Raw genomic sequence first — 13364 nt, 5'->3', positions numbered from 1 at the left:
GATTGTTGCGATCAGTTGGCTGGAGCGGCGGCACGGCTGCGTAAGCGTTCCAGCACGTCCTCGGCAGTGGTGCGCAGGCGAGGCCCGAAACCCTTGGCCGCCAGCTTCTCGGTGACGGAGGCCGCAGCCGCGCCGTCCAGCTCATCCAGCGCCGTCTCGGCTGCTTCCGCCTCGACCTGGCGTTCGCGCAGTCGCTTCAGGGTCTGCTCGGCTTCGGCCAACGACGCCTCGTGGGTGGGACCGGGCTCGATCCGGCCCTGCCGCATCTGGCGCACGGCTTCCGAGGCACGGGCGAGGCGCCGCCCGCGATCAAGCTCGGCGATCCGCGCCTGGGCCTGGGCGACATGCCGGCGCAGGCGGAGAATTTCCGCCGCGAACAGCGCCTGCGCGCTCGCGGCAGCGTCACGGTCCGCCTCCAGCGCAGCGATGGCCTCGGCGCCTTCGCGGGCAAGGCCTTCGTCGCCGGCCACCAGCGCTGCCGCGACGCGGGTTTCCAGATCCGCGATGCGAGCATGGCTGATGGCAAGGCGCTCCGTCTCCTGCCGGTCCTGCGTGATTGCGACGGCGAGTGCCTTCTTGGCGCGCTCGAAGGCTCCCGCCCCATCGCGCATCTGCTGGTCAAGAATGAGGAGTGCGTTGCGGTCGACGAAGCGTTCCTCGGCGATGGCAGCACCGCCGCGAACGAAAGTGAGAAACATCTTGAGCATTGGCTTTCCCTTGCTATGAACATCGTTCACGGTATATGGGTAGCGCATCAATGAACAACGTTCAAGACATATTTTGAACATCGTTCAAGGTAAATGAGAAACGGGCAAGGCGAGAGCGACGAGATGACCACAACGGCGGCACGACGGGACCGGCAGCGCCAGCAGCTCATCGATGCGGCGGAACGGGCCATTGCCGAGAAGGGCCTCGCCGGCCTGAAGGCGCGCGAGCTGGCCCAGGAGATCGGCTGCTCGCTCGGCGCGATCTACAATCTCGTCGCGGATATGGACGAACTCGTGCTGCGAGTCGGCTCGCGCACGCTCGCCCGGCTCGATGCTGCGCTCAGCACCGCATCCCCACCCGTTTCGTCACAGGAACAGGCCACGGAAGCCCTCGTTGCCGTCGCCCTCGCCTACTCGGCCTTCGCCCGCGACAACCTGCAGCTCTGGCGCGTGCTGTTCGAACACCGCATGGCCGAGGGTTCGACCGTGCCCGACTGGGCCGTCACCGAGCAGATGATGATGTTCCGGCACATTCTCCAGCCACTTGGCACGCTGGTGCCGGATCGCAGCGCGGAGGACCGCAACCTGCTGGGCCGGACCTTGTTCTCTGCCGTCCATGGCGTCGTCGCGATCGGGCTGGAGGAGAAGCTGATCGCCGTACCGCGCCGCGAACTCGACCGCCAGATCGAGGGGCTGGTGCGTCTCGCCTGCCGTGGCCTATCCACGGCGAATTGAGGCGGCTTGGACCACGGCTGGGTCGTTCCTAGCCAAACCACCCTTGTCATTCCGGGGCTTCGCGCAGCGAAGAACCCGGAACCCACGACCGGGTGAGCAGCTAACGGTTCGGGATCGAATGTCTCACCCAGTCGTGGGTTCCGGGTTCGCGCTTGCGGCACGCCCCGGAATGACAACAGCGCGGCGATAAGCTCTGCCTACCCCTTGAAAGCACCAATGAAGTGCTTTATAAAAATCGCATGGTCAAGAAGCCTCAGACAACGATGGCGCTTCTGCTGGCGCCGAGCGACGAAGACCGCGAGGCGCTGCACGCCACCCTCGCCGCCTATCGGCAGGCCATGGCGATCCTCGACGGCACGACGGGCGCCAATCTCGTCGCGCTGCACGAGGAGGCCTATGAGGAGATCCGGGCGCGGACAGGCCTGCCCTCGCGCATGGCGACCTTGGCCCTGCGCGATCATAGCCGGCAGCAGCCGAACGAACCGGCCTTCGAGATCCCGCTCGACTCCAAACTCTTCGCCATCAAGGGGCCGGACAGCATCAGCATCGCCACCATCAACGGGCGGATTGTCGTCCCCTATTCGGTGGATAGCTATCGCGGCGGCTGGAACGACTTTGCCGAGGCGCGTCTGTCCTTCCAGGGATCGACGATCAGCGTCCTCGTCGCTGTCCAGGCCGGAATTCACACACACAGGGAGAGCACGATGTCCAACGAAGGAATCCTTGCCCGCCTCGGTCGCGTGATCGCCGGCGTCGTCAATAATGCGGTCGATGCGGCCGAGGGCGCCAACACCACCGCCGTCGCCCAGCAGGCCGTGCGCGAGATCGAGAAGATCGCCGAGGAGGCCCGTGCCGCGCTCGGCGTCGCCGTCGCCGCCGGCCATCGCCTCAAGGCGAAAGCCGCCGATCTCGACGAGGAAATCCGCGACCTCGACCAGAAGATCAAGACGGGGCTCGAAAAGGGCCGCGAGGACCTCGCCCGCGCCGCCACCGGCGTCCAGATCGACCTGGAGGCGCAGCGCACCGCGCTCGCCAAGGCGGTCGCCGAGAATGCCGGCGAGATCGCCGAGGCCGAGGCCACGCTGCGCAGCATCGCCTCGGCCCGCGCCGACGCGATGAAGAGGTTGGAAGACGCCAAGCGGGCCGAGCGGGCTGTCGCTGCCAGCGATCCCGCCACCCCCTCGCAGCGCAACGACCAGCGGCTTGCCGCGGCGCTTTCCGCCGTCGAGCGCGTCACCGGCGTCCCAGCCAAGCCGATGACCGGCGCGGCGGAGGTCGATGAGCTTGGCCGTATCCAGCGCGAGGATGCGATCGAGGCAAGGCTCCGGGCGTTCCGGGAAGGCCAGCGCTGATGGGCGACATCATCCAGCCGGGCACCGCGCCCTTCTGGGTGGCGCTGATGGTCGTGGCCGGGCTCGGCCTGATTGAGCTGGCCTCGGTCCTGATCGGCGCCTCGGCCTCCGGCCTGCTCGATGACGGGCTCGGCCATCACGGTCCCGGCGAACACGAGGCCGGGCTGCTTGGCGGCTGGATGTCCTGGCTCAATGCCGGCGGCGTGCCGATCCTGGTGCTGGCGGTGATCCTGCTCACCGCCTTCGCGGTCTTCGGCTTCATGCTGCAAAGCGTGGCCGCGCAGATCCTGCGGCCGCTGCCGCTCCTGATCGCCGTGCCGGCCGCTGCTCTGGCGGCCGTGCCCGCGACGCGCTGGGCGAGCCGAGGCATCGCCCGGATCATCCCGCGCGACGAGACCAATGCGCTGAGCCAGTCCGAGTTCATCGGCCTGATCGGCACCGTCACGATCGGCCCGCTCGACCAGGGCCATCCCGGCGCGGTCCGGGTGAAGGACCGCTACGACAATGTTCACATCCTGCGCGCCAGGGCGGCGCCGGGACATCTGATGGCAACGGGCACGCTGGTGCTGATCGTCGATGGAGCGGACGGCCTGTTCGAGGCCATTCCCGCGCCTGACAGCGTCGCAGGCAGCGCCTCAACGGGGGTCTGAGACATGGATTTCTTTTCGCTCGGCATCATCGCCGCCAGCATTCTCGTCGCCATCGTGGTGATCGGCATCATCATGACGTCGCTCTACACGCGGGCGACGCGCGACAAGGCCTATGTCCGCACCGGTCTCGGCGGCAAGAAGGTCGTGCTCGACGGCGGCTCGGTCATCCTTCCGATCTTCCATTCCTATTCCTGGGTCTCGCTCAGCACGCTGCGCCTCGAGGTGAAGCGGGCCGAGAACGAGTCCCTCATCACCAAGGACCGGATGCGGGCGGACATCACGGCCGAGTTCTATGTCCGGGTGAAGCCGGATGCCGAGAACATCGCGCTCGCCGCGCAGACGCTGGGCGACCGCACCAACGATGCCGACGCGCTCAAGGCACTTGTGGAAGCCAAGTTCGTCGACGGCCTGCGCTCGGTCGCCGCCACCATGTCGCTGCGCGACCTGCAGGAGCAGCGCGCCGAGTTCGTGAAATCGGTGCAGGCGGCCGTCGCGCATGACCTGCAATCCAACGGTCTCGAGCTGGAATCGGTCTCGCTGACGCGGCTCGACCAGACCGACATCAAGCATTTCAACCCGAACAACACCTTCGACGCCGAAGGCCTGACGGCGCTGACCAAGATCACCGAGGAGCGCAAGCGCGAGCGCAACCAGATCGTGCGCGACAACGAGGTCGAGATCGCGACCAAGGACCGCGAGGCCTCGCTGCGCCGCCTGACCATCGAGCGCGAGCAGCGCGACGCGGAGCTCAGCCAGGAGCGCGATATCGCCAACAAGACGGCCGAGACCCGCGCCGAAGCGGCCAAGGCCGAGCAACTTGCCCGGCTCAACGAGGAGACGGCACGGCTGGAAGCCGAGCGTGGCATCGCCGAACGCGATTCCGAGACGCGGCAGGCGCGCGAATCCGCCCGCATCGCCGCCGAGCGCGGCATCGCCGAGCGCGAGGCCGAGGCGCGCAAGATCACCGAGACCGCCCGCATCGAGGCCGCGATCGCCGTCGCGCAGAAGACCGAGGAGGAACAGGCAGCGCGGGCCAAGGCCGACGAGGCCAAGGCTTCCGCCATCACCGCCGAAGAGCAGGTGACGACGGCCCGCGAGGTCGAGATCGCCGAACGTGCCAAGCGCATCGCCGTGCTCGATGCGCGCCGTATTGCCGAGCAGGAGGCCACAGCGGTCACTGTGAAGGCCGAGGCCGAGCGTCAGGCTGCGGAGAACCTCGCGGCCGCGACCAAGATCGAAGCGGAGGCTGAGGCCGCCGCGGCCAAGATCCGCGCCGCCGGCGTGATCGAGCTCGGCGAGGCGCAGGCGCGCGCCGAGCGGGCCAAGAACGAAGCCCGCAACGCCCTGTCGCCGGCGATCATCGAGTTCGAGCTCAACAAGGCCCGCGTCGACATCGTGCCGGCGGCGCTGGCGCAGGCGATGAAGCCGATCGAGAAGATTTCCGACATCCGCATCTTCAGCGCCGGAAATCTCGCGGGCGCGATGAATGGCGGGGCCGGCGGCGACCAGGCGGGCGCAGTCGGCGACCTGTCGAGCCAGTTGCTCAGCTTCACCGCCCAGAAGCCGATCCTCGACGAGATCCTGAAGCAGGCCGGGTTCGAGGGCGCCGATCCGACGCAGGCGTTGCTCGCGGCTTCCGTGGGGGCGACAGGCAAGGCTCAGACGGCCCCGGCAACCGAGCCGAAGAAGCCGTAACGTTTCAGCCGGTCATCCCGGCCGACGCGAAGCGGAGAGCCGGGATCCATGCCTGAACCTTTGCCGGATGCGCTCCGGCATGGATCCCGGGTCAAGCCCGGGATGACGGTGTGGTTCTCCGCAAAATCGGCTAATCATGGCGAGCAGCCGTTTGATCAGCTCTCGCTTTTGCCGAAGAGCTGCGACACCGCCAGCAGCAGCGACGTCATCACGATCATGATCGTCGAGATCGCGGCGATGGTGGGATCGATCTGGTCGCGCAGCGCGAGGAACATCATCCGCGTCAGCGTCGCGTTGTCGCCGCCGGAGACGAAGAGCGCGACCACGACCTCGTCGAATGAGGTCAGGAAGGACAAGACCGCCGAGGTGACGAGCGCGAAGCCGATCTGCGGCGCCGTCACCTGCAGGAAGGCCTGCGTTCGCGTCGCACCGAGGCTGCGCGCCACCCGCTCCTGATCGAGGTCGAAGCTCTTCAGGGCCGAGCCGACGATCATCATGACGATCGGCACCGCCAGCATCGTATGCGCCAGCACGATGCCGAGGAAGGAATTGACCATCTTGAGCTGCACATAAGCGTAGAACAGCGCGATGCCAACGAGGATGACCGGCACGATCGTCGGCGTCAGCAGGGCGAGGATCGCAAGCCCCGCGAAGCGCAGGCGCGAGGCGTGCAAGCCATAGGCTGCGAGCGTGCCCATCGGCGTCGCCAGCAGCGCCGTGCAGAAGCCCGCCTTGAACGAGGTGGCGGTCGCCGCCATCCAGCTCGACGAGGAGAAATAGGCCTCATACCAGCGCAGCGACCATTCGCGCGGCGGGAACTCCAGATATTGCGACTGGGAGAAGGACATCGGGATGACGATCAGCGTCGGGATGGCCAGGAAGGCCAGCACCAGCACGCCGAGTGCATAAAGCCAGAGCCGCGCGCCATGGCTGATCTGCGTATCGCTGGCGGGGCGATCGAGCCAGCTCATCTCAGTGTCCCGCCCCGAACAGGCCGGCGCCGCGCGACAATCGCGCCGCCAGCACGAGCACGACCAGCGTGATCACCAGCAGCACGACGCCGAGCGCGCTCGCCGCGCCCCAGTTGAAGAACAGCTCGATATCGTTGGCGATGCGGTTCGAGACCATCGTCACCTTGCCGCCGCCGAGCATGGCCGGCGTCACGTAGAAGCCGAGGCAGAGCACGAAGACGAGCGCGGCGCCGGCCGCGAGCCCCGGCAGCGAAAGCGGGAAGAACACCGTCCAGAAGCCATGGACCGGCGTCGAGCCGAGGCTGGCCGCGGCGCGCAGCAGGTTGCGATCGATCGCGCGCATCGTGCCGTAGAGCGGCAGCACCATGAAGGGCAGCATGATATGGACCATGCCGATCAGCGTGCCGCCCATGTTGTGGACGAGCTGCAAGGGCTCGCTCCACAGGCCGAGCTTCATGCCCCATGTGTTGATGAGCCCGCTGCGCTGGAGCAGCACGAGCCAGGCATAGGTGCGCACCAGGAGCGAGGTCCAGAACGGCAGGAGCACCGCGATCATGCAGAGATTGGCGGCTCGCCTTGGCAGCTGCGACAGGAAATAGGCCAGGGGATAGCCGAGCAGGATGCAGATCAGCGTGGTGACGAAGCTGATCTCGAAGGTGGTCAGGAAGGTCCGGCCGTAGGAGGGCTCGGCCAGCATGCGCCGGTAATGCTCGAGGCTGAAGCCGCCGTTGTCGTCGAGGAAGGACAGGCCGAAGAGCCAGCCGACCGGCACGAGCATGGTGACGATGACGAGCAGGAGCGCCGGCGCCGCGAGGCCGGCCAGCCCCATGCGCTCGCGCCACTGGTCGCGCCGCAGGCCGGCGGCGTGGTCGTCGCCGGCCGAACCGGCAGGATCGAAGGCGCTCGCGGCCGTCACGGCGCGCCTCGCGCCTCGTCGGGCAGCAAAACGGTATCGGTGACCGCGATGCCGATCCGGACGGGCGTTCCCGGCGCGGGCGGCGGGCCTTCGCCACCGCGCGTCGTCAGGCGCAATGCGACCGGGCTGCCACCGTTCAGGACAGCCTGAAGGAGCAGCGTGTCGCCCTGATAGACCGCGCCGGTCACGCGGCCTTCGAAACAGTTCATGCCCTCGCCTTCGCCAGGTCCGAGCAAATGCAAACGTTCCGGCCGCAACACCATCGTGCACCGACCCTGTTGCGTTGGCAGGTTGCCGGCGCGGATGGACGTGCCGGCGGCGCGGGCGACGCCATCTTTGACCGTCACGTCGAGGAAGGAAGATTCGCCGATGAACTCGGCGACGAAGCGGCTGCCGGGATCGTCATAGATCGCGCGCGGCGTGTCGATCCGGGCGATGCGGCCGCGATCGAGGATGGCGACGCGGTCCGACATGGTCAGCGCCTCGCGCTGGTCATGCGTGACATAGACGGTGGTGGTGCCGAGACGCTCGTGGAGCTGGCGCAACTCGATCTGCATGCGTTCGCGCAATTGCTTGTCGAGCGCCGAGAGCGGCTCGTCCATCAGGATGATGCGCGGCTCGAAGACGATGGCGCGGGCGAGCGCGACACGCTGGCGCTGGCCGCCGGAGAGCTGGTCGATGCGGCGACCGCCAAAGCCGCCGAGCTGGAACATCTCCAGGGCCGTCTCGACGCGCCGAGCGGTCTCTACCGCCGGCACGCGCCGCAGCCGCAAGGGAAAGCCGACATTGCGGGCGACATCCATATGCGGAAACAGCGCGTAGTTCTGGAAGACCATGCCGATCTCGCGCTTATGCGGCGCGAGGCGGACGACCTCGCGCTCGCCGAAGCGGATCGAGCCCTTGTCGGGCCGCAGGAAGCCGGCGATCGCCATCAAGAGCGTCGTCTTGCCCGAGCCGGAGGGGCCGAGCAGGGTCAGGAACTCGCCGGGCCGGACATCGAGATCGATCTCGTCCAGCACGGGCACCGCGCCATAGGCCTTGCTCAGCCGCCGGATCGCGATGGGCAGGGCCGTGGCGGAACCCGAGGCCGAAGCGGCCGCATCGCGCGGCCGCTCGTGATCGCCGGCCAGCCTCATTCGGTCAGCATGTTCTGGTAGGCGGAGGAAGCCTGGGCTTCGAACTTGATGTACCAGTCCAGGTCGATCGGCAGCTGCTTGCCGGCATTGTCGGGATGAGACGGCAGGGTCTTGGCGAAGGCTGCATCGATCGCGCCGCCCTCATAGGCCTTCTTGTTGGTCGGGCCGTAGGTGATGTATTTCGTGAACTCGGCCTGGTATTGCGGCTTGCTGATCTCGGCGAGGAATTTCATCGCCAGATCCTTGTTCGGCGCCCCCTTGGCGATCGCGAAGCAGTCATAGTCGAGCAGGCCCTGATTGAAGGTATAGGCGACCTTGGCGCCGTCCTTGGCGGCGACGTCGAAGCGGCCGTTCCAGCCGGTGATCATGTCGACCTCACCGTCCTTCATCAGCTGGGCATGCTGCGCGCCCGAGCTCCACCAGACCGCGATATGCGGCTTCAACTCGCGGATCTTCTTGATCGCGCGCTCGATGCCGCCGGGCTGCGACAGCACCTCGTAGACCTTGTTGGCGGGAACGCCGTCGGCCATCAGCGCCGGCTCGAGCGCGCCGGCCACGCCCTTGCGATAGGAGCGCTTGCCCGGGAACTTCTTCACGTCCCAGAAATCGGCCCAGCTCTGCGGCCCGTTCTGGCCATAGGTCTTGGTGTTCCAGGCGAGCACGGTCGAAAACACGTCGCCGCCGACGCAATAGTCCTGCGCAGTGCCGGGCAGGAAATTCGAGGTATCGATGACCTTGTAGTCAAGCTTCTCGAGGATGCCCTCGGCGCCGGCGCGGGCCGCGCTGCCGGAACCGCTGGCGACCACGTCCCAGGTCACGGCGCCGGCCTTCACCTTGAGGCGCAGGTCGGCGATGCTGGTATAGGTCTCCTCCTTGATCTTGATGCCCAGTGCCTTGGCGGCGGGCTGGAAGAGCGCCTTGCTCTGGCCCTCCTGATAGGAGCCGCCAAAGGAGACGACGGTCAGTTCCTGCGCCCCGGCGGGCGCAGCGCTCAACAGGCCAAGGCCCATGATGAGGGCAAGGGCCGTTCTCGTCGGCATCATCGGCTGGCGCGGCATGTGTCTGTTCTCCCGTTTGAACGATGCGTTCCCTGGCGCGAGTGCGGTTGACCGGCAAACGGCGTCCGCACTTCTCGCCTTATGTAGAATTCGGCGAAATTGGTCTGGCTATAAGGTCCACTCTGAGAATTCGGAGCGACCACTTTATCGTGTCAGCGGGCCAAACGATCGCGCCAGCTGTAGTAGAGGACCGACGGCGCGAGGAACCAGGGATTGCCGCTGTAGAAGGGCCGCGTCTGGAAGGGCAGCCCGTCGAAAGCGGTCTTGCCTTCGGCGAGGCCAAGCACCTGCTGGCCCAGCCGCATGCCGAGATAGCTCGCCATGCCGACGCCGGAGCCGCAATAGCCCATGGCGTAATGCATGCCGTCATGGCGGCCGATATGCATGAGTTCGTCGAAGCTGTAAGCGACGAAGCCGCACCAGGAATGGCTGATCTTGCGGCCTGCGAGTTCCGGGAAGATCCGGCTCATCGCACCATGCAGCAGCGGGCCGCTGCGGCGCGGATCGGTCTCGCTCAACGAGACGCGGCCGCCGAACAGGATACGCCGCCGGTCCGGCGAGGCGCGGTAGTAATAGACCACCTTGCGGGTGTCGCTGACGATGCGGTCCTTCGGGATCAACTTGTCGACCAGCGCCGGCTCCAGCGCCTCGGTCGCGATGACATAGCTGCCGATCGGGATGACGCGGCGGCGCAGCCAGCCGGTCAGCGGGCCGGTATAGCCGTTGGTGGCGATGACGACATCGCGGGCGCGGATCGTGCCCCGTGGGGTCTGGACGAGGAAATCCTGCCCGATGCGCTCGATGCCCGTCGCCGGGCAATGCGGCACGATCTCGGCTCCGGCCGCGACGACGCGCTGCAACAACCCCTGATGGTAGCGGGCCGGGTTGATCGAGGCATGGCTCTCGTAGACGACGCCGCCATGGTAGAGATCGGAGCCGATCTCGCTGCGTTGCTCGGAGCGCGGCACGACATGGCAGGCGACTTCCAGCCCCTTCGGCTGGGTTCCGACGCTGCGGGCCAGCTCCTCGTATCTGCCGGGTGCATGGGCCGCATGGAAGCGGCCGACGACGCCGAAATCGCAATCGATCTGCTCGTCGTGGACGAAATCGCCGATATAGCGCAGCGAGTTCCGGCCCTCCTGCATGATCGCGAAGGCGCGCTCCCGGCCATGGCGGCGGGCGAGTTCGTCGAAGCCCGGTTTCACGCTGGTCGAGATCTGACCGCCATTGCGGGTGCTGCAGCCAAAACCCGCCGCCTCGGCATCGAGGACGACAGTGTGGCGCCCGCCGCGCGCCGTCTGGAGCGCCGCCTGCAAGCCGGTATAGCCAGAGCCGACGACGACAACCTCGGCCTGTGCAGGCGGGTCAACGCGCGGCAAGTCAGGCCGCGGTACCTCGTCCCACCAATAGGGCGCGGCCTTGAAATCACTGGCGAACAGATCGCTCGACATTATCCCGTCATCCCCCCGGATCAGATTCGCGCCACCACACTCTTGAGCTTGCAGTAGGAGCGCAAGCCCGCCATGCCCTTGGCGCGGCCGAAACCGGATTTGCGGTTGCCGCCGAAAGGCATCGCGATGCCGCCGGCGAAGAACTCGTTGATGTAGACCTGCCCCGCATCGACGGCCCGTGCATATCGCCACGCCTTGGCGTGATCGCGGGTGTAGATGCCGGCGACCAGCGCATAGGAGGTGGCGTTCGCCGCGGCGATGGCCGCATCGAAATCGGGGACGACCTGCACCGTCAGCACCGGGCCGAAGATTTCCTCCTGCACCAGTGGATCGCCTGGGCCATCAGCCAGCACGATGGTCGGCTGGTAGAACCAACCGCCGCCGCTAGCCTCGGGCGGTACGATCGCGCCACCGGCCAGGATGTGGTTGCCGGCGGCACGGGCGCGGTCGACATGGGCCGCAACGCGCGCGAGCTGCGCCGGAGAGTTGATCGGCCCGATCCCGGCATCGCTCAGGCCATGACCCGGCCGCAGAGCCTGCGCGCTGGCGACGAGGCGTTCGAGCAGCGGCTCGGCGATCGCCTCCTCGACGATCAGGCGGGAGCCGGCCGAGCAGATCTGCCCGGCATTCTCGAAGATCGCTTCCATGATCCCGGCCACGGCCGCGTCGATATCGCAATCGGCGAGTACGACGAGAGGGGATTTGCCGCCGAGCTCCAGCACGAGCCGGGTGACGTGCTCCGCCGCGGCGCGCATCACGCGCTGCCCGGTCGCGACCGAGCCGGTGAAGGTGATGTGGTCGATACCGGAATGGGCGACGAGCGCCGCGCCTGCCTCGGCACCGGTGCCGGCGACGACGTTGAGCACGCCTGCGGGTAGCCCTGCTTCGTGCAACAGCTCCGCCAGCATGAGCGTCGTGAAGGGCGTCTGCTCGGCCGGCTTGACGACCAGCGTGCACCCGGCCGCGAGCGCAGGCGCGATGCCCCGCGCCGCCGTCGAGAGCGGGTAGTTCCAGGGCACGATCTGGGCGGCGACGCCGACCGGCTCCTCGATCGTCAACCCGATATGATCGGGGTCGAGCGGCATGCTGTCGCCGTGCAGCTTGTCGGCCGCACCGGCATAATAGGCGAAGGCCTTCACGACGCCGCCGACATCGCCCTCGGCTTCCGCAAGACGCTTGCCGGAGTCGAGGGTTTCGACCACGGCGAAACGGGCCGCGCGCTCGGCGATCAGGCGGCTCGCCCGCATCAGGATGTCGCCGCGCGCGGCCGGGCTCAGACGCGACCATGGACCGGACAGGGCCGCACGGGCGGCTGCAACCGCCCGGTCGATATCCTCGCTGTCGCCGGCTGCAACCGTGGCGAAAACCTTGCCTCGGCCGGGATCAAAGCTCTCCATCCGTCGCCCGGACGCAGACCCAACGAAACGGCCATCGATGAAATGCCCGCCCGGCAGGCCGGCGAGCGTGCCCGTCCGCAAAGCCTCGGCGATAAGCTCGGCGCGGTCCAGGATCACGCGCCGATCTCCGTGACCTGATAGGCGGCCTTGTCGAGCCATGACGGCTCGATCTCGACGCCCCAACCCGGGCCGTCGGGGATCGCCACCATGCCGTCGCGCGCCTGCGGCGGGTTGCGCAGCAGGCCCTGCTCCCAGGGGTAGTAATCCGGCCCCTCGATCGAGAACTCGACATAGGGGCCGGCATTGGCGAGCGCGCCCATGATGTGCAGCGTGAACACGGTCACCAGCGACTGGTTGGCCGAATGCGGCGTCACCGGGAGGCCGGCGGCCTCGGCCCAGCGCGCGACTTTCAGCATCCGCCCGACGCCGCCGATATAGCAGACGTCCGGCTGCACCACGTCGACCACGCGCCCGTCGATCATGGCGCGCCAGACCGCGAGATCGCAGTCCTGCTCGCCGCCGGTCACATCGAGATCGAGGGCGTCGCGGACCTCGCGCGTCCAGGCATGCTCCCAATAAGGACAGGGCTCCTCGAAATGGATGATGCCGTGATCCTGCAGCATCCTGCCGACCGCGATCGCCTTGGCCGGCGAATAGGCGCTGTTGCCGTCGACGAGCAGCGTCGCCTCGGCGCCGAGCGCCCGCCGGATCTGCGGCACGATCGCCTCTGTCCGGCCCGGCCATTCGTCGCTATCGCGGCCGCATTCGCGCCCGACCCGGAACTTGAAGGCGCGGTAGCCATGAGCGTCGCGCAAGCGCAGGAAGCGCTCGGCCTCGGCTTCGGGCGTGATCTCGCCACGCTTCATGCTGGAGGCATAGACCGGGAAGGGGCGCGGCGTGCCGCCGAGCAATTCGCAGACGCTCTTCCGCTCGATCCGCCCGCGCAGGTCCCAAAGTGCGGTATCGAGCCCGGTCATGGCACGGCAGAGATAGGAGCCGGGGAACTTGTGCTCGCGCTCGCCGATCGTCGCGATCAGCTCGTCGATGTCGAAGGCGTTTTCGCCGACCGCCCAACGCGCGACCTGCCGATGGAAGACGGTCGCGGTGATGTCGGCATTATAGGGCGAGAACTGACCCCAGCCCTGGCTGCCATCCTCGCATGTGGCGCGGACGAAGCCGACGTCCTGCGTCGAGAAGCTTTCGAGCCGGGTGATCTTCATCGCTGCCGCTATCCGTTCCGGGAGCGCCGCCCGGCGGGACCGCGAGCAGCTTCGGCGCAAGAAGGGGCTTGAATTG

At 67.4% G+C, this 13364-nt stretch carries 12 protein-coding genes; 4 read left to right on the top strand and 8 right to left on the bottom strand.

The window, feature by feature from the left end; genetic code table 11:
- Window positions 1-11: 11 nt before the first annotated feature.
- Window positions 12-707 carry a PspA/IM30 family protein gene (locus ACWIEX_RS00785; RefSeq protein ID WP_454031262.1) on the bottom strand — a complete coding sequence of 232 codons (696 nt, stop codon included), beginning with the start codon at window positions 705-707 and terminating at the stop codon, window positions 12-14.
- A gap of 123 nt (window positions 708-830) precedes the next feature.
- On the opposite strand from ACWIEX_RS00785, the gene ACWIEX_RS00780 reads away from it, so the two are divergent.
- The 4 genes from ACWIEX_RS00780 to ACWIEX_RS00765 all read left to right on the top strand — a co-directional run bounded on the left by ACWIEX_RS00780 (window position 831) and on the right by ACWIEX_RS00765 (window position 5139).
- Window positions 831-1442, top strand: a complete 612-nt coding sequence (locus ACWIEX_RS00780; protein ID WP_454031261.1) for a TetR/AcrR family transcriptional regulator — start codon at window positions 831-833, stop codon at window positions 1440-1442.
- Between the two features lie 263 nt (window positions 1443-1705).
- Window positions 1706-2794 (top strand): PspA/IM30 family protein, encoded by a 1089-nt coding sequence (locus tag ACWIEX_RS00775; RefSeq protein ID WP_454031260.1) that lies wholly within the window; start codon window positions 1706-1708, stop codon window positions 2792-2794.
- Window positions 2794-3444, top strand: a complete 651-nt coding sequence (locus ACWIEX_RS00770; RefSeq protein ID WP_454031259.1) for an OB-fold-containig protein — start codon at window positions 2794-2796, stop codon at window positions 3442-3444. The genes ACWIEX_RS00775 and ACWIEX_RS00770 overlap by 1 nt, the downstream gene beginning before the upstream one ends.
- A 3-nt stretch (window positions 3445-3447) precedes the next feature.
- Window positions 3448-5139, top strand: coding sequence for a flotillin family protein (locus tag ACWIEX_RS00765; RefSeq protein WP_454031258.1), 1692 nt, complete (start codon window positions 3448-3450; stop codon window positions 5137-5139).
- A gap of 155 nt (window positions 5140-5294) precedes the next feature.
- Here ACWIEX_RS00765 and ACWIEX_RS00760 read toward each other — a convergent pair whose 3' ends face one another.
- The 7 genes from ACWIEX_RS00760 to ACWIEX_RS00730 form a co-directional block, all read right to left on the bottom strand.
- On the bottom strand, window positions 5295-6110 hold the full coding sequence (locus ACWIEX_RS00760; protein WP_454031257.1) for an ABC transporter permease: 816 nt from the start codon (window positions 6108-6110) through the stop codon (window positions 5295-5297).
- Window position 6111: 1 nt separating this feature from the next.
- Window positions 6112-7026 carry an ABC transporter permease gene (locus tag ACWIEX_RS00755; protein WP_454031256.1) on the bottom strand — a complete coding sequence of 305 codons (915 nt, stop codon included), beginning with the start codon at window positions 7024-7026 and terminating at the stop codon, window positions 6112-6114.
- Window positions 7023-8162: an ABC transporter ATP-binding protein gene (locus ACWIEX_RS00750; RefSeq protein WP_454031255.1), complete on the bottom strand. Its 1140-nt coding sequence runs from the start codon at window positions 8160-8162 to the stop codon at window positions 7023-7025. The genes ACWIEX_RS00755 and ACWIEX_RS00750 overlap by 4 nt, the downstream gene beginning before the upstream one ends.
- Entirely contained in the window at window positions 8159-9220 is a 1062-nt protein-coding gene (locus ACWIEX_RS00745; RefSeq protein ID WP_454031254.1) for an ABC transporter substrate-binding protein, read from the bottom strand. Before ACWIEX_RS00745 ends, ACWIEX_RS00750 begins: the two co-directional genes overlap by 4 nt.
- 152 nt (window positions 9221-9372) lie before the next feature.
- Window positions 9373-10671 carry an NAD(P)/FAD-dependent oxidoreductase gene (locus ACWIEX_RS00740; protein WP_454031253.1) on the bottom strand — a complete coding sequence of 433 codons (1299 nt, stop codon included), beginning with the start codon at window positions 10669-10671 and terminating at the stop codon, window positions 9373-9375.
- A 20-nt stretch (window positions 10672-10691) separates the two neighbouring features.
- Window positions 10692-12185, bottom strand: a complete 1494-nt coding sequence (locus ACWIEX_RS00735; protein WP_454031252.1) for an aldehyde dehydrogenase family protein — start codon at window positions 12183-12185, stop codon at window positions 10692-10694.
- Window positions 12182-13288: a mandelate racemase/muconate lactonizing enzyme family protein gene (locus ACWIEX_RS00730; protein WP_454031251.1), complete on the bottom strand. Its 1107-nt coding sequence runs from the start codon at window positions 13286-13288 to the stop codon at window positions 12182-12184. Before ACWIEX_RS00730 ends, ACWIEX_RS00735 begins: the two co-directional genes overlap by 4 nt.
- Window positions 13289-13364 lie beyond the last annotated feature (76 nt).

It is taken from the genome of Allobosea sp. NPDC055353, assembly GCF_053644975.1.
The sequence above is the reverse complement of the archived record's forward strand: the minus strand, read 5'-3'. Positions and strand labels throughout refer to the sequence as shown.

What these genes read in the sequence shown, in the direction of transcription:
- ACWIEX_RS00730 (WP_454031251.1), bottom strand. Translation starts at nt 13,288, where the DNA reads ATGAAGATCACCCGGCTCGAAAGCTTCTCGACGCAGGACGTCGGCTTC.
- ACWIEX_RS00760 (WP_454031257.1), bottom strand. Translation starts at nt 6,110, where the DNA reads ATGAGCTGGCTCGATCGCCCCGCCAGCGATACGCAGATCAGCCATGGC.
- ACWIEX_RS00745 (WP_454031254.1), bottom strand. Translation starts at nt 9,220, where the DNA reads ATGCCGCGCCAGCCGATGATGCCGACGAGAACGGCCCTTGCCCTCATC.
- ACWIEX_RS00765 (WP_454031258.1), top strand. Translation starts at nt 3,448, where the DNA reads ATGGATTTCTTTTCGCTCGGCATCATCGCCGCCAGCATTCTCGTCGCC.
- ACWIEX_RS00740 (WP_454031253.1), bottom strand. Translation starts at nt 10,671, where the DNA reads ATGTCGAGCGATCTGTTCGCCAGTGATTTCAAGGCCGCGCCCTATTGG.
- ACWIEX_RS00770 (WP_454031259.1), top strand. Translation starts at nt 2,794, where the DNA reads ATGGGCGACATCATCCAGCCGGGCACCGCGCCCTTCTGGGTGGCGCTG.
- ACWIEX_RS00750 (WP_454031255.1), bottom strand. Translation starts at nt 8,162, where the DNA reads ATGAGGCTGGCCGGCGATCACGAGCGGCCGCGCGATGCGGCCGCTTCG.
- ACWIEX_RS00775 (WP_454031260.1), top strand. Translation starts at nt 1,706, where the DNA reads ATGGCGCTTCTGCTGGCGCCGAGCGACGAAGACCGCGAGGCGCTGCAC.
- ACWIEX_RS00785 (WP_454031262.1), bottom strand. Translation starts at nt 707, where the DNA reads ATGCTCAAGATGTTTCTCACTTTCGTTCGCGGCGGTGCTGCCATCGCC.
- ACWIEX_RS00780 (WP_454031261.1), top strand. Translation starts at nt 831, where the DNA reads ATGACCACAACGGCGGCACGACGGGACCGGCAGCGCCAGCAGCTCATC.